General features: G+C 63.1%; 22 protein-coding genes. 13 read left to right on the top strand and 9 right to left on the bottom strand.

Annotated features, from left to right (window positions below; genetic code table 11):
* Positions 1–23 precede the first annotated feature (23 nt).
* Positions 24–1,949 (bottom strand): LTA synthase family protein, encoded by a 1,926-nt coding sequence (locus tag X773_RS58825; protein WP_023677707.1) that lies wholly within the window; start codon positions 1,947–1,949, stop codon positions 24–26.
* A 247-nt stretch (positions 1,950–2,196) separates the two neighbouring features.
* On the opposite strand from X773_RS58825, the gene fabD reads away from it, so the two are divergent.
* The 7 genes from fabD (at position 2,197) to gmk (ending at position 8,714) form a co-directional block, all read left to right on the top strand.
* Entirely contained in the window at positions 2,197–3,162 is a 966-nt protein-coding gene (gene fabD, locus X773_RS58820; protein WP_023677706.1) for an ACP S-malonyltransferase, read from the top strand.
* 60 nt (positions 3,163–3,222) lie between these two features.
* Positions 3,223–3,960, top strand: coding sequence for a 3-oxoacyl-[acyl-carrier-protein] reductase (gene fabG / locus X773_RS58815; RefSeq protein ID WP_023677705.1), 738 nt, complete (start codon positions 3,223–3,225; stop codon positions 3,958–3,960).
* A gap of 187 nt (positions 3,961–4,147) precedes the next feature.
* Positions 4,148–4,384: an acyl carrier protein gene (locus X773_RS58810; RefSeq protein WP_006203723.1), complete on the top strand. Its 237-nt coding sequence runs from the start codon at positions 4,148–4,150 to the stop codon at positions 4,382–4,384.
* A gap of 34 nt (positions 4,385–4,418) precedes the next feature.
* The gene (gene fabF, locus X773_RS58805; protein ID WP_023677704.1) at positions 4,419–5,681 is read left to right on the top strand and encodes a beta-ketoacyl-ACP synthase II; all 1,263 of its coding nucleotides are present in this window, start codon (positions 4,419–4,421) and stop codon (positions 5,679–5,681) included.
* Positions 5,682–5,774: 93 nt separating this feature from the next.
* Entirely contained in the window at positions 5,775–6,995 is a 1,221-nt protein-coding gene (gene mltG / locus X773_RS58800) for an endolytic transglycosylase MltG (protein ID WP_023677703.1), read from the top strand.
* A 138-nt stretch (positions 6,996–7,133) separates the two neighbouring features.
* Positions 7,134–8,024 carry a YicC/YloC family endoribonuclease gene (locus X773_RS58795; RefSeq protein WP_023677702.1) on the top strand — a complete coding sequence of 297 codons (891 nt, stop codon included), beginning with the start codon at positions 7,134–7,136 and terminating at the stop codon, positions 8,022–8,024.
* Between the two features lie 33 nt (positions 8,025–8,057).
* Positions 8,058–8,714: a guanylate kinase gene (gene gmk, locus X773_RS58790; protein WP_023677701.1), complete on the top strand. Its 657-nt coding sequence runs from the start codon at positions 8,058–8,060 to the stop codon at positions 8,712–8,714.
* On the opposite strand, the gene X773_RS58785 is transcribed toward gmk, so the two are convergent.
* The 7 genes from X773_RS58785 to lptF all read right to left on the bottom strand — a co-directional run bounded on the left by X773_RS58785 (position 8,715) and on the right by lptF (position 16,768).
* Positions 8,715–9,008, bottom strand: a complete 294-nt coding sequence (locus X773_RS58785; RefSeq protein ID WP_023677700.1) for a DUF1330 domain-containing protein — start codon at positions 9,006–9,008, stop codon at positions 8,715–8,717.
* A 75-nt stretch (positions 9,009–9,083) separates the two neighbouring features.
* Complete coding sequence (rsmA, locus tag X773_RS58780) at positions 9,084–9,923, bottom strand: 16S rRNA (adenine(1518)-N(6)/adenine(1519)-N(6))-dimethyltransferase RsmA (protein WP_023677699.1); 840 nt, start codon at positions 9,921–9,923, stop codon at positions 9,084–9,086.
* 67 nt (positions 9,924–9,990) lie between these two features.
* On the bottom strand, positions 9,991–11,010 hold the full coding sequence (gene pdxA / locus X773_RS58775; RefSeq protein ID WP_023677698.1) for a 4-hydroxythreonine-4-phosphate dehydrogenase PdxA: 1,020 nt from the start codon (positions 11,008–11,010) through the stop codon (positions 9,991–9,993).
* 12 nt (positions 11,011–11,022) lie between these two features.
* Positions 11,023–11,949 carry a peptidylprolyl isomerase gene (locus X773_RS58770; protein ID WP_023677697.1) on the bottom strand — a complete coding sequence of 309 codons (927 nt, stop codon included), beginning with the start codon at positions 11,947–11,949 and terminating at the stop codon, positions 11,023–11,025.
* Between the two features lie 117 nt (positions 11,950–12,066).
* Positions 12,067–14,484: an LPS-assembly protein LptD gene (locus tag X773_RS58765; RefSeq protein ID WP_023677696.1), complete on the bottom strand. Its 2,418-nt coding sequence runs from the start codon at positions 14,482–14,484 to the stop codon at positions 12,067–12,069.
* On the bottom strand, positions 14,484–15,569 hold the full coding sequence (lptG, locus tag X773_RS58760) for an LPS export ABC transporter permease LptG (protein WP_023677695.1): 1,086 nt from the start codon (positions 15,567–15,569) through the stop codon (positions 14,484–14,486). Before lptG ends, X773_RS58765 begins: the two co-directional genes overlap by 1 nt.
* Positions 15,566–16,768 (bottom strand): LPS export ABC transporter permease LptF, encoded by a 1,203-nt coding sequence (gene lptF / locus X773_RS58755; protein ID WP_023677694.1) that lies wholly within the window; start codon positions 16,766–16,768, stop codon positions 15,566–15,568. Before lptF ends, lptG begins: the two co-directional genes overlap by 4 nt.
* A gap of 354 nt (positions 16,769–17,122) precedes the next feature.
* Between lptF and X773_RS58750 the strand changes: the two genes are divergently transcribed.
* The 5 genes from X773_RS58750 to X773_RS58730 all read left to right on the top strand — a co-directional run bounded on the left by X773_RS58750 (position 17,123) and on the right by X773_RS58730 (position 21,797).
* A complete protein-coding gene (locus X773_RS58750) occupies positions 17,123–18,289 on the top strand; it encodes an NAD(P)/FAD-dependent oxidoreductase (protein WP_023677693.1) in 1,167 nt (388 codons plus the stop codon).
* A 72-nt stretch (positions 18,290–18,361) separates the two neighbouring features.
* On the top strand, positions 18,362–18,745 hold the full coding sequence (locus tag X773_RS58745; protein WP_031212013.1) for a VOC family protein: 384 nt from the start codon (positions 18,362–18,364) through the stop codon (positions 18,743–18,745).
* A gap of 49 nt (positions 18,746–18,794) precedes the next feature.
* Entirely contained in the window at positions 18,795–20,291 is a 1,497-nt protein-coding gene (locus tag X773_RS58740) for a leucyl aminopeptidase (protein WP_023677691.1), read from the top strand.
* A gap of 38 nt (positions 20,292–20,329) precedes the next feature.
* Positions 20,330–20,779 (top strand): DNA polymerase III subunit chi, encoded by a 450-nt coding sequence (locus tag X773_RS58735; protein WP_023677690.1) that lies wholly within the window; start codon positions 20,330–20,332, stop codon positions 20,777–20,779.
* Between the two features lie 118 nt (positions 20,780–20,897).
* On the top strand, positions 20,898–21,797 hold the full coding sequence (locus X773_RS58730; protein ID WP_023677689.1) for an aminoglycoside phosphotransferase family protein: 900 nt from the start codon (positions 20,898–20,900) through the stop codon (positions 21,795–21,797).
* A gap of 27 nt (positions 21,798–21,824) precedes the next feature.
* On the opposite strand, the gene X773_RS58725 is transcribed toward X773_RS58730, so the two are convergent.
* The gene (locus tag X773_RS58725; protein WP_245274737.1) at positions 21,825–22,220 is read right to left on the bottom strand and encodes a carboxymuconolactone decarboxylase family protein; all 396 of its coding nucleotides are present in this window, start codon (positions 22,218–22,220) and stop codon (positions 21,825–21,827) included.
* A 4-nt stretch (positions 22,221–22,224) separates the two neighbouring features.
* Between X773_RS58725 and X773_RS58720 the strand changes: the two genes are divergently transcribed.
* Entirely contained in the window at positions 22,225–22,998 is a 774-nt protein-coding gene (locus X773_RS58720) for a TetR/AcrR family transcriptional regulator C-terminal domain-containing protein (RefSeq protein ID WP_245274736.1), read from the top strand.
* Position 22,999: the final 1 nt, after the last annotated feature.

The following is a 22,999-nucleotide window of genomic DNA, read 5'->3' as shown; positions in this document are numbered from 1 at the left end:
GGCCGCTCTCCCGCCGCCGCTGCTCAACTCGTGTGTGCAGCCACTTTGCCTGTGGTTTCGGGGAAGAAATCGGGCGCCGCATGGCGCTTGCCGAACATCATGTCGTATTGCAGCAGACGGAAGTCGCGGATTGCCGGATCGATCTCTTTCTGACGCGACCAATCGGGGGTGGCGTCGCCCCCCGGTGCCAAAAGCAAATTGCGGTCGATAACGCGGTAGCGCTCTCGCAACTGTCCGAGGAAGCCGGTGTAATAGGGATGGCTGATGCCGGCTGTCTTCAGGATATGGTAGGGCAGGAAGGACGGGCTGACGGCGCCCAGATCCTCGGCCGGGCCGCTGCGATTCGACCAGACGATCAGCGGCGTCTGGTGGTGCAGCAGCATCTGGTCGGCCGCCTCCTTGCGCGGCGCAACATTGTCCTTCAGGAAGCCGGTCTCGACGTAGACCGGCCCAAGCGGCGGCAGATGGTCGCCGAAGAACGCGATGACGGTCGGCCGCTCGCGTTTCTTCGCCCATTCGATCAGCCGCTCGAGGCCGCGGTCCGCGTCGGAAGAGCCTTCGGCATAGCTCAACAGCGATTCACGCGCCCATTGGCTGATCGGCGCCTGCACCTTGTGGGTCGGATTGTTATAGCGATACGGCTCATACGGCCCGTGGTTCTGCAGGCTGACGGCGAAAAAGAAGACCGGCTCGGCGCTGGTATCGGCTTCGTGGATAATCTCGTCGGTCATCGCAGCGTCCGACGCGAGCGGTCCGCGCTTCTGCATGGGCGGCAACGTCTCCTCGGACTTGAAGTCGTTGAAGCCGAAATCGGCATAGACGGCCCCCCGGTTCCAGAACCAGTTAGTGCCGGGATGGATAGCGCGCGCCCGGTAGCCTTGACTTTTCAGGAAGGTCGCCAGCGAGGGAGTCGGTGTCCGCACATATTGCTGGTAGGGAATGCTGCCCGCCGGCAGGAAGGCGTTGGAAAAGCCGGTCAGGGCCTCGAACTCGATGTTGGCCGTCATGCCGCCGAACTCGGGCGAGAACATGTAACCCGTGCGCAGTGCCCGCACATTGGGGATAGGGTCGGGCGTGATGGTGACGCCGGGTAGCTTGGTCGGATCCCAGAAGGATTCGCTCATGACGACGATGATGTCGGGCTTCTCGGCGGGTACCGAAGCCGTCACCTGCGGTTTGCCGATCGCTTCGATCGCCTTGCCGGAATAGCCGGGCGGCGCCGAGACATGCGCCATCGGGACGTTCAGCGCGAAGGCGAGCGCAAAACCGTTCGAGGCATAGTTTTCCTTCTGGTCCCACATGATCGGGATGATCTGCAGCCGGTCGCGTGTCCACGAGAAAGTGGCATAGTCCATGATGGAGACGAAGAAGGCGATCAGCGGCACCGTCAGCGTCAGCCGGGCAAGGCGGCCCTTGTGGCTGAGTGCCGGAACGCGGCGGCGCCATAGCCGCCAGCCATAGACGAGCAGCGACAGCCCGCCGACGATGCCGATCGCCAGGGCAATGGCGGTTCCCGGGCGATCGCGTACCAGAAGCGGCATCAATGCCACGATCTGCCGGGAATAGAGGAAATCGGTCGGATAGAGCGGATCGCCGAGATACAGCGACTTCTGGTGGCCGACGAACGCCAGCGACAATGTCAGCGGCGCGACGATCATCAGGCTCTGGTGACTGCGGCCGAGCACGGCGTCGAGGCCGATGAGGATCAGCGCAAAAATGATGATCGTGGTCCAGCCGGGTTTGAAAGGCTGCAGAAAGAAATCAATGGTGCCGGCAAAGTTGCCGCGCACGATCAGTTCGATGGCAAACACAAGGATGGCCGCAGCCAGCAAGCTGATAAGGCCATAGCGGATGACAGGCCATTTGCGCGCCGGCAGATAGCCGGTCGACGGATCGCCTTCAAGAAACTGGGGCGCCGCCTCGGCTGCGCTCTGCTTGGTCTTTGCCACTTCAATAGTTCCCCGGCCCGCAACAAAAGCGTCACTCGATTGTCATCGAACTGTCACGCAAAGCTTAGCGCCTGCGGCGGAAATAAGAAGAGCCAGCAAACAAATCGTGAGCGGTTTTCATCATGAGTGATCGCCAAAAAGCCTGCCGAAACAGGCACTCGGCCGATATTACGCGATCAAGGTTGGACTTGACTTGGCCGCACGCCTTGCGTCACAGGCAACGTGAACCAGCAGCTGGGAGCCGCCGATGGCCATCGCATTCACCTTTCCGGGGCAGGGGAGCCAGGCTGTCGGCATGGGCAAGGACCTCGCCGATACCTTTGTGGAATCGCGGCGGATCTTCGAGGAAGTTGACGACGCGCTCGGCGAAAACTTATCGAAGCTGATCTGGGAAGGCCCGGAAGAGACGCTGACGCTGACCGCCAACGCCCAGCCGGCGCTGATGGCGGTGTCGCTTGCCGCAATCCGGGCGCTGGAGGCGCGCGGCTTCTCCCTGAACGGCAAGGTCACCTATGTCGCCGGCCACTCGCTCGGCGAATATTCGGCACTTGCGGCCGCAGGTTTCGTTTCGGTCGCCGACGCCGCCCGGCTGTTGCGCATCCGCGGCAACGCCATGCAGGCGGCTGTGCCGGCCGGCGAGGGCGCCATGGCGGCGATCATCGGGCTGGAACAGGCCGACGTCGAAGCCGCTTGCGCAGAGGCCGCCCAGGGCGCCGCCAAAGATCCCGCACAAGCCTTGGTTTGCCAGATCGCCAATGACAATGGCGGCGGCCAGCTGGTGATCTCCGGCGCCAGGCCAGTGGTCGAACTGGCGGCGAGGCTATGCACGGAGAAGGGCGCCAAGCGGGCGCTGATGCTGCAGGTCTCGGCGCCCTTCCATTCGACATTGATGAAGCCTGCGGCCGAGATCATGCGGGAGGCGCTGGCCGCCGTGACGAAGAGTGCGCCGGTCGTGCCGCTGGTCTCCAATGTTACGGTGACCCCGACGAGCGATCCCGACGAGATCGCCCGCCGACTCGTCGAACAGGTGATCGGGCGCGTGCGCTGGCGCGAAACGGTGGAGTGGTTCGGCAGCAACGGCGTTGCGACGCTTTACGAAGTGGGCGCCGGCAAGGTGCTGTCGGGGCTGGCCCGCCGCATCAACCGCGATATTGCCACCACTGCCATCGGATCCGCGGCGGATGTCGAGGCGGCGCTGGCGGCGCTTGCATAATCAACTGGCGATTTGACCCCGCTCCATGCGAAGGGTGTTCGCTCAGATCAGGAGGCAAGAATGTTCGAATTGACCGGCCGCAAGGCGCTCGTCACCGGCGCATCGGGAGGTATCGGCGAGGCGATCGCCCGCGTGCTGCACGGCCAGGGCGCCATCGTCGGCCTGCATGGCACACGTATCGAGAAACTGGAGGCGCTGGCCGCCGAACTGGGCGACCGGGTCAAGCTTTTCCCGGCCAATCTTTCCAACCGCGACGACGTCAAGGCGCTCGGCCAGAAGGCGGAGGCCGACCTCGAAGGCGTCGACATCCTCGTCAACAATGCCGGCATTACCAAGGACGGGTTGTTCGTGCGCATGGCTGACGCCGACTGGGATAGCGTGATCGAGGTCAACTTGACCGCCGTGTTCCGGCTGACCCGCGAGCTTACCCATCCGATGATGCGCCGCCGCCATGGCCGTATCATCAACATCACTTCGGTGGTCGGCGTCACCGGCAATCCCGGCCAGACCAATTACTGCGCCTCCAAAGCCGGTATGATCGGCTTTTCCAAATCGCTGGCGCAGGAGATCGCTACCCGCAATATCACCGTCAACTGCGTCGCCCCAGGCTTCATCGAATCGGCGATGACCGCCAAGCTCAACGACAAGCAGAAAGAGGCGATCATGGCGGCGATCCCGACCCGGCGCATGGGCACGGGCGCCGAAGTCGCCTCTGCCGTCGCCTACCTAGCTTCTAACGAGGCAGCCTACGTCACCGGCCAGACCATTCATGTGAATGGCGGCATGGCAATGATCTAACACTTGGGAAAACGCTTCATTCCGTCTTGGATGCACGGGATTTTTCGTGTAATGCCGCCCGCAACCCGGCGGTTCGGGCAAAAACCGGTCCTGTTCCGCTGCGTTTCCGGCAGGACCATCTTTCAGCTTGATTAGCGGCATTCTGCCCGCTAACGAAGACAGACAACCAAAAGACGAGGATGCCCAAATGAGTGACACCGCAGAGCGCGTCAAGAAGATTGTCATCGAGCACCTTGGCGTCGATGCCGACAAGGTGACGGAGCAGGCGAGCTTCATCGATGATCTGGGCGCGGACAGCCTCGACACGGTCGAACTTGTCATGGCGTTCGAAGAAGAGTTCGGTGTCGAAATCCCGGACGACGCCGCCGAGACCATCCTGACTGTTGGCGATGCGGTGAAATACATCGACAAGGCCTCCGCCTGACGCTATTTGCAGTCATCACCGGGGAGGACCTGCGATGAGGCGTGTCGTCGTCACGGGCCTTGGGCTGCTTTCGCCGTTCGGCATGGGCTTCGAGCACAGCTGGAAGGAGCTTCTGACCGGCCGCAGCGCAGCCAAGCGCATCACCGAATTCGAGGTGGAAGACCTTGCTTGCAAGGTAGCCCACGTCATTCCGCGCGGTGACGGCTCCAATGGCACTTTCAATCCTGAAGCCGTTCTCGAGCCGAAGGAACTGCGCAAGATCGGCGACTTCATCCTGTACGGGATCGCGGCCGCCGACGAGGCACTCAAGGATTCCGGCTGGCAGCCGAAGACGCATGAGGAACAGTGCGCCACCGGCGTGCTGATCGGTTCGGGCATCGGCGGCATCGAAGGCATCGCCGAGAATGCGATGATCCTCAAGGAACGCGGTCCGCGCCGCATCAGCCCATTCTTCATCCCTGGCCAGATCATCAACCTCGTCTCCGGTCAGGTCTCGATCCGGCATGGGCTGAAAGGCCCCAACCATGCCGTCGTCACCGCTTGCTCGACCGGTGCGCACGCCATCGGCGATGCCGCCCGGCTGATCATCTGGGGCGATGCCGACGTTATGGTCGCAGGCGGCGCCGAAGCGCCGGTGACGAGACTGTCGATCGCCGGGTTCGCCGCTTGCCGCGCGCTCTCCACCGAGCGCAACGACGCGCCACAAACGGCCTCACGCCCCTATGATCGCGATCGCGACGGCTTCGTCATGGGCGAGGGCGCCGGCGTTGTCGTGCTCGAGGAGCTCGAACACGCCAAGGCCCGCGGCGCCAAGATCTATGCCGAGGTCACCGGCTACGGTCTGACCGGTGACGCCTATCACATCACCGCGCCTGCCGAAGACGGCGACGGCGCTTTCCGTTGCATGACCGCGGCGCTGAACCGGGCGAAGCTGACGCCGGCCGATGTCGACTACATCAACGCGCACGGCACCTCGACCATGGCCGATACGATCGAACTCGGCGCCGTCGAGCGGCTGGTCGGCAACGCCGCCTCGAAGATATCGATGTCGTCGACCAAATCGTCGATTGGCCACCTGCTGGGCGCGGCTGGCGCTGCCGAGGCGATCTTTTCGATCCTCGCCATTCGCGACAACATCGCGCCGCCGACCATCAATCTTGACAATCCGGAGCGCGAAACGGCGATCGACCTGGTGCCGCACAAGCCGCGGGCCCGGCAGATCGACGTGGCGCTGTCCAACTCCTTCGGCTTCGGTGGCACCAACGCCTCGCTCGTCTTCCAGCGCTACAATGGCTGACCGCTCTGCCGGTTTCCGTCTGCCGTCAATTTTGCCATATTCGCCCCTACTCTGCCCGAGGGGATTCGTCGCAAGATCAAATGGTAGGGCGCTATGAACACAAATCCGGCCGATAACGGGGAATTCGGGCAACGGGCAGCAACGCCCGGCCCGATCGTGCCGAAGACGGCCAGCGAGGCGTTGCGGCCCGAGGCCGGCACGCCGCCGCCGAAGCGCTCGCGTGCCTCGCGCAGCCAGTTCGTCGTGTTCATGAACTTCGTCATCTCTTCGGTGATGCTGATGGTGCTGGCGGCAGGCGTTGCGCTGTATTTCGGCAAGCAGGAGTTCAACGAGCCCGGCCCGTCGGCCAATGGCGACACTTTCCTGGTCAAGCCGAATAGCGGCGTCCAGGAGATCGCCGACCAGCTTGAGCGGCGAGGGCTGATCAGCGACGCCCGCATTTTCCGCCTTGGCGTGCGCGCCTTCGGCAATGATTCCGCCCTGAAGGCCGGCGAATACGAGATCAAGCCGCAGGCGTCGATGCACGATATCATGGAACTGCTGAAGAGCGGCAAGTCGGTGATGTATTCGCTGACTATCCCCGAGGGGCTGACGGTCGCGCAGGCGCTGCAACGGATTGCCGAGCAGGACGCGCTGACCGGCGATATGCCGTCGACCACTCCACCTGAGGGCAGCCTCGCCACCGACACGCTGCGTTTCACCCGCGGAGCAACACGCCAGCAGATGGTCGACAAGCTTCTGGCCGACCAGAAGAAGCTGGTCGACGAGGTCTGGCAGCGCCGAGCGCCGGATTTGCCGATCGCCAACGTTGAGGATTTTGTCACCCTAGCCTCTATCGTCGAGAAGGAGACCGGCAAGGGCGATGAACGCTCGCGCGTAGCCGCCGTCTTCCTCAACCGGCTGGCCAAGGGTATGCGGCTGCAGTCGGACCCGACCATCATCTACGGCCTGTTCGGCGGCAAGGGCAAACCCATCGACCGCCCGATCTATCAGTCGGACATCCAGAAGCCGACGCCCTACAACACCTATCTGATCAACGGCTTACCGCCGACGCCGATCGCCAATCCCGGCCGTGCGGCGCTGGAGGCAGTCGCTAATCCGTCGAAGACCAGCGATCTCTACTTCGTCGCCGACGGCACCGGCGGGCACGTCTTTGCCTCGACGCTCGATGAGCATAACGAGAATGTCGCTCGCTACCGGGCACTGCTGAAAAAGCAGGCGCAGGACGCCGCCAAGGCCGGGGCAACCAATACCGGAGCCGACACGCCGGCGGGAGCCATCGTTGACGATGCGGGCGCCACCGCCGCCCAGTAGGGCCGGACGCCATCAGGTTGGCCCTGTGCATGTCCGGGTGGATGTGCAAGGGCTGCTATGGCATTGAAATTCACATGATCCTGTCCGGAGAAAATCGCTCCGGCTTGAGGGGCATTCGGCAAAGGGACGCACGGCTACATGAACTTGCAGAGCATGACCGGTTTTGCGCGCAGTGTCGCCGAACACGACGGCACTTCGATTGCCTGGGAAGCCAAGTCCGTCAACGGCAAAAGCGTCGAGGTCAGGCTGCGGCTGCCGCAAGGTTTCGACCGGCTGGAGCCGGCCGTCCGGCAGACGGTGCAAAAGCGTTTTGCGCGCGGCAATTTCCAGATGACGCTGACCATTGGCCGCGCCGCCGGCGCTCAAGCGCAACCCGTGGTCAACGAGGCTTTCCTGAAGGATCTGGCGGGCTTGGCCAAGCGGCTGCAGGAGCAGTTCGGAGTAGCCCCTGCGGCGGCCGACGGCCTGCTTGCGCTGCGCGGCGTCCTCGACATTCCCGAAACCATCGAAACCGAAGAGGCGCGCAGTGCGCTCGATACCGCAATACTGTCGGCGCTGGAAGCAGCACTGAACGGGCTGCAGCAGGCGCGCCAGGGCGAAGGTGCGGCACTTCGTTCCCTGCTGTCCGGCCATATCGATGCCATCGAGGCGCTGACGCTGCGGGCCGAGGCCGATCCATCACGCGAACCGGCCACGATCCGCGAAAGGCTCGCCGAGCAGATCCGCCTGTTGATGGACGCGTCTGCCAACCTGGACGCCAGCCGGCTGCATATGGAAGCGGCGTTCCTGGCCACCAAGGCCGACATACGCGAGGAAATCGACCGGCTGAAGACACACGTGGCGTCGGGGCGGGCACTGCTCGCCGGCGGTGGCGCCATCGGCCGCAAGCTCGATTTCCTGGCACAGGAATTCAACCGCGAATCGAATACGCTGTGTTCCAAGTCGAATGCTGCCGCGGTCACCGCCATCGGGCTGGAACTGAAGGCGGTCGTCGACCAGTTTCGCGAACAGGTCCAGAATCTGGAATGATCCCGATGCCAAGCCACATGACTGCCAAGCCCCATGACCGCTAGGGATGTGGGTTCCCGCATTCGGCGCCGCGGGCTGATGCTGGTCTTGTCGTCGCCGTCAGGCGCCGGCAAGTCGACGATTGCGCGCAATCTGCTGGAGAGCGATTCCAGCCTGGAATTGTCGGTCTCGGTCACCACGCGGCCACGCCGCGGCAGCGAGATCGAGGGCGTCCATTACCACTTCCGTACCATGCGCGAGTTCGAGCGGCTGCGCGATTCCGATGCGCTGCTCGAATGGGCGGAGGTGCACGGCAATTGCTACGCGACGCCGCGCGAGCCGGCTGAACAGGCGCTGGCCGAAGGCCGCGACATGCTGTTCGACATCGACTGGCAAGGCGCTCAGCAACTCAAGGAGAAGATGCGCGCCGACATCGTCTCGATATTCATCCTGCCGCCATCGATGAAGGAATTGAAGGCGCGGCTGAAGCGTCGCGCCGAGGACCAGGAAGCGGTGATCGAGACGCGGCTCAAGAACGCCCGCAACGAGATCGAGCACTGGAAGGAATATGATTTCGTCATAGTCAACGACGATCTCGACCGCGCTTTCGCCGAGGTGCGGGGCATCGTCACGGCCGAACGGCTCAGACGCGATCGCCGGCCGGGCCTGTTCGATTTCGTCTCGGGGCTGCTCGACGAAAAGACGGATTGATCAAGGCGCTGTCCCCGCGACCAGGATCAGATTGCGGCTGAGCGCGGCGTCGCGCAGTTCCAATGCCGCGGCATATTCGGCGGAGCGGTACCAACGCCGCGCCGTGTCCATGTCGGGGAATTCCACGATGATCAGCGGCCCGGGAGACCAGTCGCCTTCCAACCTTTCCACCTCGCCGCCGCGTACCAGATAGCGCCCGCCATGCTGGGCGATGGAGGCAGCCGCGCTGGCGCGATAGGCTTCGATAGCCTCTGCGTCACGGATCGTGACGTCGGAAATGACATAGGCGGCCACTGTTTGTCTCCGGGCAGGGTTTGTCCGGCTATCTATGCCATGAGAGCGGAAATTCCACGCGGACGCTTCCCGGCATCACACCGCGTTGGTCAGGCGAACGAATTCCTCGACGCTGAGCGTCTCCGCACGCCTGGTCGGATCGATGCCGGCGCGGGTGAGCAGTGCCTCGCCGCCGAGGCTTTTCACGCTCTGCCGCAGCATTTTCCGGCGCTGGCCGAATGCCGCTTCGGTGACGCGGCTGAGCCGTTTCACCTCTGCCGGCAAGGGGTTGGCACGCGGCACAAGATGCACCACCGAGGACGTCACCTTGGGTGGCGGCGTGAACGCCTGCGGCGGTACGTCGAAGGCAATCCTCGCCTCCGTCCGCCAGCCGGCCAGCACGCCGAGCCGACCATAGGCCTCGCTGCCGGGGCTGGCTGCAATGCGTTCGGCGACCTCGCGCTGGAACATCAGCGTCATCGATGTGTAGAACGGCGGCCACTCGGTGACGGTCAGCCAGCGGATCAGCAATTCGGTGCCGATATTGTAGGGCAGGTTGGCAACGATTTTCGCCGACCCGCCGCTTCCCGGCACTCCTTTTGCAAGCGCTGCAAAATCAGCTTTCAGCGCATCGCCGGCTACGATCTCGAGCCGACCCGGATAGTGGTTCGCGATCTCGGCCAAGGCCGCCAGGCAGCGCTCGTCGCGCTCGATCGCGACGACCCGCCGGGCGCCGTTGAGGAGCAGGGCACGAGTCAGCCCGCCCGGACCGGGACCGACCTCGATAACCGTAACGTCGCTCAGGTCGCCGGCGGTTCGCGCAATCTTGCTTGTCAGGTTAAGGTCGAGCAGAAAATTCTGGCCCAGCGCCTTTTTCGCCTGCAGCCCATGGCGCTCGATCACCTCGCGCAGTGGCGGCAGGCCGTCTATGCTCATCGGGCTGGGCTCATCAGGCGGGCTCATCGGGTTAAGGCCATCGAATTTGGCTGATTGGGCTCAGGGCCTACGGCCTTTTCCCGGTATCGGCAAGAACGCGAGCGAGTTTCAGCGCTGCAATCAGGCTGCCGGCACGGGCGATGCCCTTGCCGGCGATGTCGAAGGCGGTGCCGTGGTCGGGCGAGGTGCGGACGAAGGGCAGGCCGAGCGTGACGTTGACCGCCTCGTCAAACGCCAGCGCCTTGGCCGGGATCAGCGCCTGGTCGTGATACATACAGAGCGCCACGTCGTAGCCGGCGCGGGCGCGAGCATGAAACAGCGTGTCGGCCGGCAATGGCCCGAAGGCGTCGATCCCTTCCTGCCTCAGCCGGTCGACTGCCGGGCGCACGATCCGCTCGTCTTCGGTGCCCATGGTGCCGCCTTCGCCGGCATGCGGGTTGAGGCCGGCAACGGCGAGCCGCGGCTTGGCAATTCCGAAGCGGTTCGCAAGGTCGGCGGCGGTGATGCGGCCGGTGGCGACGATAAGGTCCGTCGTCAGCTCTTTCGGCACCTCGGCCAGCGCGATGTGGATGGTGACCGGCACGGTGCGCAGGTCCGGTCCGGCAAGCAGCATCACAGGCGTCACTTCGGTGCCGGTGTGAAGCGATGCCAGATGCGCCAGATATTCGGTGTGGCCGGGAAAGCGAAAGCCGGCGTCGTAGAGCGGCTTCTTGGCGATGGGGCAGGTGACGACCGCGGCAGCGCGGCCAGCCAGGCAGTCGGCAACGGCGCGGTCGATCGCCTCGATGATGCCGGCGGCGTTGGCTGGATCCGGGCGGCCGGGACTGTCGACGAAACGGGCAGCAAGCGCCACCACCGGCAGCGCGCGCGAAAACACCCCCGGCGCTAACGCCGGCGTCGTCTCGGCAATCGCGATATCGGTGCCGAGCCTGTGCGCCCGCGCGGCAATCAGTGCCGGATCGGCAAGGAGATAAAAAGACGGAACGCCAGCGCTATCGCGGGCCTGCCAAGCAGCGATGGCGATGTCCGGCCCCACGCCGGACGGATCGCCGACGCTCAACGCCAGCGGAAGCTCTGCGTCAGCCACGGCGCTTCGACTTCAGCGCTCGATTATGCGGGCTTTCTTCCGCAACTCCTCGACATATTTCTTCGAGAGTTCGTCGGCGTTCTTGTCGTTCGAACCTTCACTCTGGAACACCATCTGCGCGGCTTTGTCGTCTGACACTTCGCGCGACGAGCAGATGCCGATGAATTCGACACCGCGGTCGGTTTCGCGCGTCGTGGTGGCGCCGCCGACCTTTGTAGCCTTTATCTGCTCGGCCCAGTCCGCCGGCAATTGGGGCGCCAGCACCCGGCCGAGATCGCGAACGGTGACATCGATCAGGCCCTTGGCGAATTCGCGGGTGGTGTTGCAGCCGTTGAAGCGGGCGCGCATGGCATCGGCTTCGCGTTTGCGCTTGGCCAGCGTCGCGGTTCGCTCGGCGGCCGGCACCACGAAGATGACCTGCTGCAGCATGTACTCTGTGGCGCTCGGTTTGCTGCCGCCTTTTTCGAGCATGCGCTTGACGAGGTCCTGCTCGCTCATTGCGCCGCCACCGTCTCCGGAACGGGAACGCGCGGTCAGCGCCTGGTTCCAGGCCATCTGTGCCCGGATAAACTCCTTGAAATGCTCCTTGGTGACGCCGGATTGCGCCATCGCGCCGTCAAGCTGCTTGAGCGGCATCTTGTTGCTGGTGGCGAAACGCTGATAAGCGGCATCGACCTGCGCGTCGCTGATGCGGATGCCGAGCCGCCGGGCTTCGGCCAGACGCAGCGTCTGGTCGATCATTTCCTGGCCGGCATCGCCCTTTCTGTGCTGCAGGCGCAGGAAAGCGGCCCGATGCTGGATGTCGCCGGTGGTGATCGGTATATTGTTGACGACGTATTTGATCTCGGTGGCGAAAACTGGCCGCGTCACCGCGGTGGTCGAGAACGCCACCAGCAGCGCGAACCCTGCCGAAAAGAGGTATTTCCTCATCGAAAGCATCCCAATTCCATCCCGATTCAGCCGAACCTATCCCAGTTCAGGCCGTCAAAATTCGTGCCTGCTCTATGCGGCGAAACAATGTCGTCCGCCAGCCGCCCCGTTGCCGACCGCTGCCCGTTATTGAATGGTGTCGATGGAGCGTTGCGACGAGCCGAAATCGCCGAGCGTGCGGAACGACAGGTTGAAGCCGACGTTCTGCGATACTTCCTTGGTGTTCAGGTCACGTCTTTCCGAAAACGTCATCAAATAGGTAAAGCACGAATCACTATAGGCAAAGCCGACCCCGTCCTTGACCAGAACGCTCTGCTCCAGATCATATGTGCCGGTGCCAAAGACGCGCCAATTCTCGGCAAGATGTGTCGAGGCGCCGAGCGTAACCTCATGGCGATCGGTCGAGAAGCCATAGAGCGGCTGCGCCTGGATGAAGGCGTATTTGGCGCTCAGCGATACCGGCAGGCCTGAAAAGGCGGCCTTTACCTCAGCGCGGCGGATCTCGAAGCTTTGCTCGTCGAAACGGCCGCTGACCGAGCCGGAAAACCCGCTGGGGCTGTTGAAGCCGACAAGGCCGACATAGTCGGAGGTTGCAGTTTCAAGACCCGAATAGGCGCCGACATTGACCAGGTCCGGCGTGCCGAACGAGTTCTGGCCGCCGAGCTGGTAGGATTGGCCGAACACCGCATTGGTGCCCCAGCCATTGTCATATGCGCCGGAATAGCGCAGCCCGACATTGGCGCGTGTGCCGCCTTCCATGCGGTCATAGCCCGAGAATTTGTCGCGCTCGAACAGCGTCGTGGCGTCGAAGACGAAGCTCTGGGCGTCCTCGTTGGGGACCGCCAGCCCGCCGACATATTGCTCGTTCGGACGCATGAATACCTGCGCCATCGGTTCGAAGACATGGCTGGAACTGGTCATCGAAAACAGCACCGGCCAGCGCATCTCAAGGCCGGCGGTCGCCATGTAGCGGGCAAGCGATGAACGCATATCGTCCTCGACGCCGAGATTGGTCGCCATCTGGTTGATGGCGTCGAGCGAGGCCGAGGAGGCGTTGACGTAGCCGGCGTCGCCGCGCAGCGCCAGGAGCGGTGTCAGCAGAAGCCCGCCATCGGTGGTGAAGGTGCGCTTCCATTCGGCTTCCGCGGTAAGGCGGCCGGATTGACCGTCGATGCCGCGGACGTTGTTGACGGACGAAGGGATGCCCGAATTTGCAAGAGCCGTATCGAGCCTGTCGCGGTCAATGACCCGCGCGTTGACGTCGAACGACAGCTGCCCGCCGGCCACCGGCATGTCGGGGATATAGGCGTAGTCGAGCGAGGGCAGCACCCAGGGCTGCTTGGCGGCGCGTGCAGTCGGATCGCTGGCGAGCGTGTCTTCCTGAACCTCGAAGTGCATGGCGCGCACGTCGAAGTAATTGCGATCGTTGAGCCCCGTCAGGTACACCTCGGAGCGGTGCACGCTATCGTTGAAGCCATCGATGTCGTAGGTGCGCGCGAAATTCTTGTCGCTCTGCAGCAGGATGTCCCAGCCGAAGTCCCAGCGCGGGTTGATGGCGAACTGGCCCTGGGTGCCCATCATGCCGCGGAACCTGTTCGGGTCGCCTTCGGTACCCGAATTCACGTTGTGGCCATTGTCGTCGATGAAGGCGTCGGGATTCTCCTGCCGGATGCCCGCAATCTTCAGGCTGTACTGACCGTTGTTGAAGCGCTGCCTCCACTCGGCCTCACCGAGGAAACCTTGCTTGGTATAGCCGCTGCCAGTGACAGTGAGATCGTAGGTCGGCGAGAGCGCGAAATAATAAGGGACTTTGACACCGACGCCGAGATCGCTCTTGTAGGCGACGCCGGGGATTAGGAAGCCGCTCTTGCGCTTGACCGTTGGGTCGGCGATCTCGAAAGCCGGCAGATAGGCCAGCGGAAAGCCGAAGAACTCGAAATTCGAGTTCTCGAAGCGAACCGTCTTCTTCTCGCCGTTCCAGATGATCTTCCTGGCCTTGATACGCCAGGTCGGCGCTTTGTCGGGCTTGTCCTCGCACGGCTCGCAGGCGGTGTAGACGCCATTGTGGAACGTCGTCAGCACGCCGCCCATGCGCTCCGCGCTTTCGGCGGCGAAATACGCCTTGTCTATGGTCTCGACCCGCAGCGCGTTGACGAAGCCGTCGGCGAAATCGTCAGTGATGTCGGCATGCTGCGAATAGATTTTGGTGCCGTCGCTATTGACGAGTTCGACATTGCCGCTGGCGACGAGGCGTTTGGTGTTGCGGTTGTATTCGACCCGCTGGGCGACGAGACGGTTGCCGCCGTAGTCGATCTGGACGCCGCCGACGGCCGTCACGGTCTGCTTGTCGTTGTCGTAGACCAGCGTATCGGCTGCCAGCAGCATCTGCGTGCCGCTCGGAACCTTCGTTGCCAGCTCACTGACGTCCTGGGCAAAAGCCGGAGCAACCGGGGCGGCGCTGGCAAGCAGGCATGCCAAGGCGCTCGCCGCAGAGAGGCGTGCCAAACCGGCGTGCCTATGGCTGCGCAAAACCGCCTCCCTCACTAGCCGTCTTCCTTGTATAGCAGGAATGTCACCCCGAAGAACATAGCCACGACAACCGGGACCCAAGCCGCTACGGCCGTGGGTACGAATCCCGCTACGCCGAATGCCTTGACCAGCACCGAAACGACATAAAGCAGAAACCCGGCCACGATGCCACCCAGAATCATCGTTGCCGACTGCCCCATCCTCGCAAATCGCATTGATACCGTTGCCGCAATCAGCGTCATCGCGACAAGCAGGAAGGGCAGCGCAATCAGGGAATTGAACTGCATGGCGAAGGCATTTGCCTTGAGGCCGAAGGAGCGGGCCACTTCGATCTTGCCGGGCAGATCGTAGAAGGGAATGGTCTCAGGGCGCGCCAACCGCTCTTGCACGAATTCCGGCTTGAGATTGGTCGGCAGCCGATCGCTGGGTAACGACTGGATGGTACCGTCCCGGAACACCTTGACGTCCTGCAGTTCCCAGTAGCCGTCCCGCAAAAAGGCGCGCGCCGCATCCTTGCGCTCGATGATGTCGCCTTGCGGGCTGAAGCTGAAGAAGACCGCGTCGGCCATCTCCAGGCCTTGATTGAGAATGGCGCGCGCGCCGATGATGGTGTCGCCGGCGTTGGTTTTCTGCCTGATCCAGGGCGCAGCATCGGCCGAGACGCTGTTCGACTTGCCCGAACGGAGCTGGGTCTCGATCTCCTCGGACCAGGAATAGGCGTGCGCGGCTACCGGATTGATGACGCCGACCGACAAGGCTCCAAACAGCAGCGCCCCGATGCAGCACGGCAGCAGGAATTGCCATGCGGAAACCCCGGCGGAACGGGCAATGACCAGTTCATATTTGCGGTTGAGCGACACCAACGTCGCCATCGCCGAGAACAGGCCGACGAACGGCACCGTCTGCAGCATGATCATCGGCATCCTGAGCCCCGAAATGGCGAACGCAGTTGCGTAGGTGAAGCCCGGCACGCCGGTCGTGCGGCCGGAAAGCTCGGTGAAATCGATCAGGAACACCAGCGCCAAGAGGCCGATGAAGAACCAGATGGTGATCGTCACATAGCGAAAGAAGAAGTACCGACCCAGAGTCCAGCCCATCAGCCGGCCCCCTGTCCGGATGCGCCACGCCTGGCAAAACGGAGCTTGATGGCGCCCCAGCCGTCACTGAAGCGGCCGGCAAGATTGGTTATCCAATCGGCCCAGGCAACCGGCAGTTCCATGGTCCGGTTGGACACGATGAACCAGATGGCGATCGCCGATGCCACGATCGGGACGCCGTAGACCATATAGGCATATTGCGGCACCTTGTCGGCCTTGCCGGCGGCAAAGAACCCGAGCCAGCGCACGAACAGTGCGATCGCGATTGCCGTGATCAGCGGGTGCACACGTGCCTCGCGATGCGAGCGTGCGTCTCCGGCGACGGCGAGCGCGATCAGCGCGAAGACGAGCGAATAGGACCACTCGGAAAAACGCTGGTTGAGCTCGGCCAGGTACCTGTTCGGCTTTTGCTGGTACATCTTGTCGTTCGGACTGGGATTGAGCAGATACTGGGTCGTCCGGTCCTTCGGCAAAAGCAGGATGTCAGATGATGCCGACATGAAAGCGGACAAGTCGAAGGCGTAAGAGGTGAACCGGATCACCGAGAGGTCGCCGGTCATGGTTTTGCGATGGATGACGCCGTCATTCATCATCAGCACCTTCTCGTCGCCGCGTTCGATGATGCTGCCGGTCTTGGCGTAGTAGATGAGATTGACGCCTTCTTCGCGCGAATCGGCGACGAAGATGCCGCCGAGACGGTTGTCGGGAAGCCGTTCGCCAACCTGCAGGAACAGGCCGTCATCGATCTTGCGGAAGGTGCCTTCCTGGATGATCAACGACAACAGATCGGCACGCGACGACGCAATCAACTCGCGGTTCTTCTGGCGTGCGTAAGGGTCGACGCCATTGTCGACGGCGAAGGAAAAAACGCTGGCTGCAAGTGCCAGAAGCATGATCGGCCTGACGATGGTCCAGCGTGAAGCGCCGGCGGCATTGATGACGGCCAGCTCCGAATCCGAATTCATCACGCTGAGGATCTGGGCGACCGCGACCACCAGGGCGAACGGCACGACGATCGGAACGATCGTCGGGATGATCAGCGCTGCGACTTCGAAGAAGGTGAGGGCCGACTGACCGCTATCGGTGACGAGGTCGATGCGGGCGAGCACCTGAGTCGTCCAGACGATCGCCAGCGTCCAGACGAGCGCCAGCGCGAATACCGCGAAAGCACGGCGCATGATGTAGCGTTCAACGACCTTCATGAAGGCTTTTCTCGGCGATTTCGAACGGCATCATGCCTTGGAACAAGGTAGTCGTCCGGCGCCGGCTGCACAACTGGCTCAGTTTGGCGGTTCGATCCGGGTTCAGTCCCGGATCGCAAAATCCGCTGGGCCGGAGTGTCGGCGGCAATGGATAAGAAAGAGCGAACATTGTTGGTTAACAACAGGTTGCGGCGGGAAGCGGGGCCGTGCCGCGACGAATCGTGGATGGTTCGATATCGCATATGGGAGCGATTTCGGCCAAAGTCTTGTCAAATGCGGCAAAACGACCAAATGTCGCGCCGGTCGCGACCGCCGCGGCGTGATAAGACGGGTCAGGATCTGTTGAGCCCCAGCATGGAAGCGGAAAAATTGCGCAGTCAAACCGGTCGGGAAACCGTCTTTGACGGCGCGATCGTGGTCGGGGCCGGCGCGGCCGGCCTTGCCGCCGCCCACGCCTTGATGAAGGCCGGCGTACCGACGCTCGTCCTGGAAAAGGAGAGCCGGCTTGCCGAACCCTGGCATCGGCGGCACCAGCGGCTGCACCTCAATACGCATCGCGATCTCTCGACGCTGCCCGGCATCGGCTATCCCGCAGGCACCCCGGCTTTTCCGCATAAATCGGCCGTCATTCGCCATCTGAACGATTTCAGCCAGGCGCATGGTCTGCCGGTCGCATTCGGCGTTGCCGTTGAAGAGATCACGTTCGACGGCGATCACTGGACCGTGCGGACGAACTCCGGACGTCGTCTGGCGCGCCATGTCGTCGTCGCCACCGGGCGCGACCGGCAGCCGTTTATTCCCGCGTGGAAAGGCATGAAGGATTTTGCAGGCCGGATTATCCATTCGGCCGATTTTGGCGAGGCGAAGGACTACGTCGGCAAAAAGGTGCTGGTCGTCGGAGCCGGCAATTCGGGGTTCGACGCACTCAACCATCTTGCGAATGCAGATGCCCAAAGCATCTGGCTGTCGGCCCGCAACGGCCCGTCGCTGCTGCCGAAACGCATCGGCAAGGTCGCCGTCCACAGGCTTTCACCGTTGATGGCGAGCTTGCCGGTGCGGCTGGCCGATGCGGTGATGGCGACAACCCAGCGCCTGGTTTTCGGCGACCTGACGAAATTTGGGCTTCCGCCGGCTCCCATAGGCGGTGCGAGCCGTCTGAGCGCCGACTACACCGCGATCGCAGCCGATGACGGCGCGGTTCGCGCCATAAAGGCAGGCACGATCGTGGTGGTGCCACCATTGCGGGAATTTACCCCAGACGGCATCGTATTGAATGACGGCAGGTTGATCACGCCCGATATCGTCATTGCGGCGACCGGCTATCGCACCGGTCTGGACCAGATGTTCGGCAAGCTCGGCGTTCTCGACGGCAAGGGCGTTCCGCTTTTCAACGGCGGCGATGCCGATCCGAAATTGCCCGGTCTGTGGTTTACCGGCATGCGGCCGAGCATTCGCGGTTGTTTCGCCAACGCCCGCATTCAGGCCAGGGCGATAGCGGCGCGGATTGTCAAGCAGCGATGATGAGCCGGACTATGCCGATTGTTCCGCCCGCAATAGACACGCCTTGTTGAGCGTGCTCGAACCGAAAGGTCAATGATCATGACGCCAGTCAGCATTCGCTACATGGTCGATGATGTCGCCGCCTCGATCGACTTCTACTGTGGACATCTGGGCTTCGCTGTTGAACAGGACGCGCGACCGGCTTTTGCTTCCGTCACACGCGGCGCTTTACGGCTCCTTCTAAGCGGACCCGGCAGTTCGGGTGCACGGGCGATGCCGGATGGCCGGCAGCCGGTGCCGGGAGGTTGGAATCGCATCCTGTTGGTGGTGCCGGACCTGAAAGAAGAGGTTGCGCGCCTCAAGAGTGCTGGACTTGTCTTTCGCAACGATATCATAACGGGCGTCGGCGGTTCCCAGACGCTGCTCGAAGACCCATCGGGCAATGTCATCGAGCTGTTTCAACCCGCCGCTCACTGACGAACGTTTCTCGCAATAATCCAACTCACTTCCCCGAAAGCAGGACATGATGAATTCGAGACCCTCGATCGCCTTTGCCAAATTCGCCGCGCCCAAAAAAGGAAGCGTTTTCGTTCTGGTGGCCGACGAGGGCGGCCTCAGCGATGCCGCCAGGGCTTGCGATCCGGCAAAGACCCTCGAGCGGGCTTTTCCGGTCGCCGACTTCACCGGCAAATTCGCCAGCCTGGTCGAAGTGCTGGCACCGGAAGGGACATCGCTCGAGCGGCTCGTGGCGGTCGGTGCCGGCAAGGGCTCCAATCTCGATGATTACGCCTGGCTGAAGCTTGGCGGCACGATTGCCGCGTCCTTTCGCAAGGCAACCGAAGTGGCCGTCGTGCTCGATCTTCCCGGTGCGGCCGTCAGCGGCAGGCAAGCCGTTCAGCTTGCAGCGGGCATCCTGCTGCGCAGCTATTCCTTCGACAAGTACAAGACCAAAAAGAACAATGGTGACGACAAGCGCGAGCCAAAAAAGCCGGTCAAGGTGACTATTCACACCGCCGATCCGGCAGCTGCAAAGAAGGCCTTCGCCGATGAAGCGGCGGTGATCGACGGCGTCTTGCTGGCGCGCGATTTGGTCAATGAACCGGCCAATGTTTTGGGACCGGTGGAATTCGCCGCCCGCATCGCCGAACTGGAGGCGCTCGGCGTCACGGTCGAGATCCTGGCCGAGAAGGAGATGAAGAAGCTCGGCATGGGTTCGCTGCTGGGCGTAGCGCAGGGTTCGCCGCGTGGCGCCCGCATCGCGGTCATGCGGTGGGACGGCGGCAAGGCCAAGGAAAGCCCGGTCGCCTTCGTCGGCAAGGGTGTCACCTTCGACACCGGCGGCAATTCGATCAAGCCGGCGTCGGGCATGGAGGACATGAAGGGCGACATGGGCGGCGCTGCTGCCGTCACCGGGCTGATGCACGCGCTGGCCGCGCGCAAGGCGAAGGTCAATGTCGTCGGCATTGTCGGGCTGGTTGAAAACGCCGTCGACGGCCACGCTCAGCGACCGGGCGACATTGTCACCTCGATGTCGGGCCAGACTATCGAAGTGCTCAATACCGACGCCGAGGGCCGCCTGGTGCTGGCCGATGCGCTCTGGTACTGCAACGACCGCTTCCAGCCGAAATTCATGATCAATCTGGCGACGCTGACCGGCGCCATCATGGTCGCGCTCGGCCAGTATTATGCCGGCCTGTTCTCCAACAATGACGAGTTGGCGGACCGGCTGACGGCGGCCGGACAGGCGACGCAGGAGCGGGTGTGGCGCATGCCGCTCGGCGCCGAATACGACAAGCTGATCGATTCCAAGAATGCTGACATGAAGAACATCGGCGGCCGCCATGGCGGCGCCATCATCGCCGCGCAGTTCCTGCAGCGCTTCGTCAAGGACACGCCCTGGGCGCATCTCGACATCGCCGGCACCGCGATGGGCGCGCCTTCCAACGAGATCAACCAGTCATGGGCTTCCGGCTTCGGCGTCAGGCTGCTCGACCGGCTGGTGCGCGATCATTACGAGCAATGAGCGGCTGGGGCGGGACTCCGACAATGTAGACTGAACGCATGGCCGAGATTCTGTTTTATCACCTGACCGAATCGACGCTGGAGGATGCGCTGCCCGGCCTCCTGGAGCGCAGTGTCGATCGCGGTTGGCGCGCCGTGGTGCAGACCGGCACCGAGGAACGGCGCGACGCGCTGGACCAGCATCTGTGGACTTTCCGGGACGATTCGTTCCTGGCCCACGCGACGGATCGCGAAGCCCATCCCGCCGAGCAGCCGGTGGTTCTGACCGTCGGCCCCGACAATCCGAACCAGGCGCAGATACGCTTCCTGGTCGATGGGGCGGTGCCGCCGGAGCTTGGCGGCTACCAGCGCGCCGTGTTCCTGTTCGACGGCCACGATGCAGCCCAGCTAGAGGCGGCACGCACGCATTGGAAGACAATGAAGGAGGCCGGCCACACCGTGACCTACTGGCAGCAAACGCCTGACCGGCGCTGGGAACGCAAGGCTTAGAGAATTTGCCGGCAAGGGAATCACTGGCGCCGCAAGAGTGCGATGACAAAAAGATGGACCGCCGGCTATTCAGAAGACCGGAGCAAGCTCGATGCCGCCCGATGAACGAACGCCAGGCATGCCGATAGATGCCGCACTTGTTCGCCGGCTGATTGCCGCGCAGTTCCCCAAATGGGCGGACCTGCCGGTAGAGACGGTCGAGCCTGGCGGCTGGGACAACCGCACGTACCGGCTGGGCGACAGCATGTCGGTGCGGCTGCCGAGCGCTGCCGCCTATGTCGCCCAGGTCGAGAAGGAGCATCGCTGGCTGCCCCGCCTGGCGCCTCACCTGCCTCTGCCGATACCCGTGCCGCTGGCCAAAGGCGCGCCCGGGGAAGGCTATCCATGGCCTTGGTCCGTCTATCGCTGGCTTGGCGGCAGACCGGCGGCTGGTGGACTGATTGCCGATCTTACCGAGTTCGCCCGTTCGCTGGCCGGCTTTCTGGTTGCGCTCTACCGGATCGACGCTGCCGATGGGCCACCGGCAGGGCAGCATAATTTCCACCGCGGTGGCCGGCTTTCGGTCTACGACGCCGAGACCCGAGCCGCGCTCTCGGCGCTCGGCGGCCGCATCGACAAGGCCGCCGCCGAGGCCGTGTGGGCGACGGCCCTTGCCTCGCGATGGCAAGGGCCGCCGGTCTGGGTCCATGGCGACGTCGCCTCGGGCAATCTGCTCGTCGAAGATGGCAAGCTCTACGCGGTCGTCGATTTCGGTAGTTCGGCTATCGGCGATCCTGCCTGTGATCTGGTGATCGCGTGGACGGAATTTTACGGCGAGAGCCGTCAGGCGTTCCGCGACGCCATTGCCCTTGACGAGCACAGCTGGGCGCGCGCACGGGGCTGGGCGTTGTGGAAGGCGCTGATCGTCGCTTCGGGACATGACGGCAACCAGCGCGAGGCGGAAAAATCGTGGCGGGTCATCAATGAGGTGCTGGCGGATCACACAAACAGTCGGAGCGGGAAGGCTAATTCAGTCTGAACGCGTCCCGCTCTAATAACGAAAGCATTACTGCCCGCCCATCTCCTTCCTGAACGTATCGAAATCGACCTGCATGCCGTTGAAGATGGTGCTCCAATGGCGGGTTAGCGCTGAAACGGCGACCGCCTCCTGGATCTCCTCGTCGGTGGCGCCGGCGCGCTTGGCGTCCTGCGTGTCCGACCAGATACAGTAGTTGCACGGGATTTGCGCCGCCACCGCCAGCGAGATCAGCGACTTGACCTTCGGCGGCAGCGCCGTCTTGTCGCTGAGCTGGATGGCCTTGACCTCGGCCCATGCACCGGGCAGACCGGCTTTCGGGAACTGCTTTACGAAACCGGGCACCCCGCCCATGGTCGACTGGATGTCCTTGACGGTCGCGTCATACTCATCGGCATAAGAAGGAGCTGCAGCCAGGGTCAGCACACAGGTGGCGGCGAGCAGGCAGGCGCGGCGCCTCTGGCGTTTGTTTGCCTTACGGTGTAAGGTAATGTCAAAATTAACCTTACAGCGTAAGTTGTCAAGCGGCACCATGGACACATCGATCAAAAAAAAGCGACTGCGCGGCCGGCTGTCTCGCGAGATGATCGAGGATGCGGCTTTGAAGGTTATCGAGAGCGAGGGCCTCGCCGGGTTTTCGATGCGCAAGCTGGCGGCAGAACTCGGCTGCGAGGCGATGAGCATCTATCACCACTTTCCTTCGGTGGCGCATCTCTTCGAAGCCTTGGTGGATCGGCTGATCGGCTCCCTCGAAATGCCCGACGCGGACCTCCCTTGGCGACAAAGGTTACGCATTGCCGTGCAGGATTTCCGCCGCGTCGCGCGTGAGCACCCGGCCTTTGCCACGTTCCTTGTAACCTACCGGATGAATTCGCCTACCTGTCTCACTTGGCTGAACGGCATCCTTGGCGTGTTCGAGGCCGGCGGCTTCGGACCGGAACTGGGCGCGCGGCTGTTCCGCACCACCGGCTATTATCTGATGGGTGCCATCCTCGACGAGACTGCCGGCTATGCAAAGGGGCCTTCGGCCGTGACCATCGTCAGCGACGAGCAACTGGCGCAGGATTTTCCAAAAATAGCTGCGGCCGGGCGTTATTTCGGCACCGCCGAATTCGACCGGACGTTTGATCTCGGCCTTGACATGCTCCTGGACGAAATGGAGAACGCCCGCGACTGCGCCAGCGCGCCGAACACCGGGTCTTGAC

It is taken from the genome of Mesorhizobium sp. LSJC280B00 (assembly GCF_000502835.1).
Lineage (GTDB): Bacteria > Pseudomonadota > Alphaproteobacteria > Rhizobiales > Rhizobiaceae > Mesorhizobium.
The sequence above is the reverse complement of the archived record's forward strand: the minus strand, read 5'-3'. Positions and strand labels throughout refer to the sequence as shown.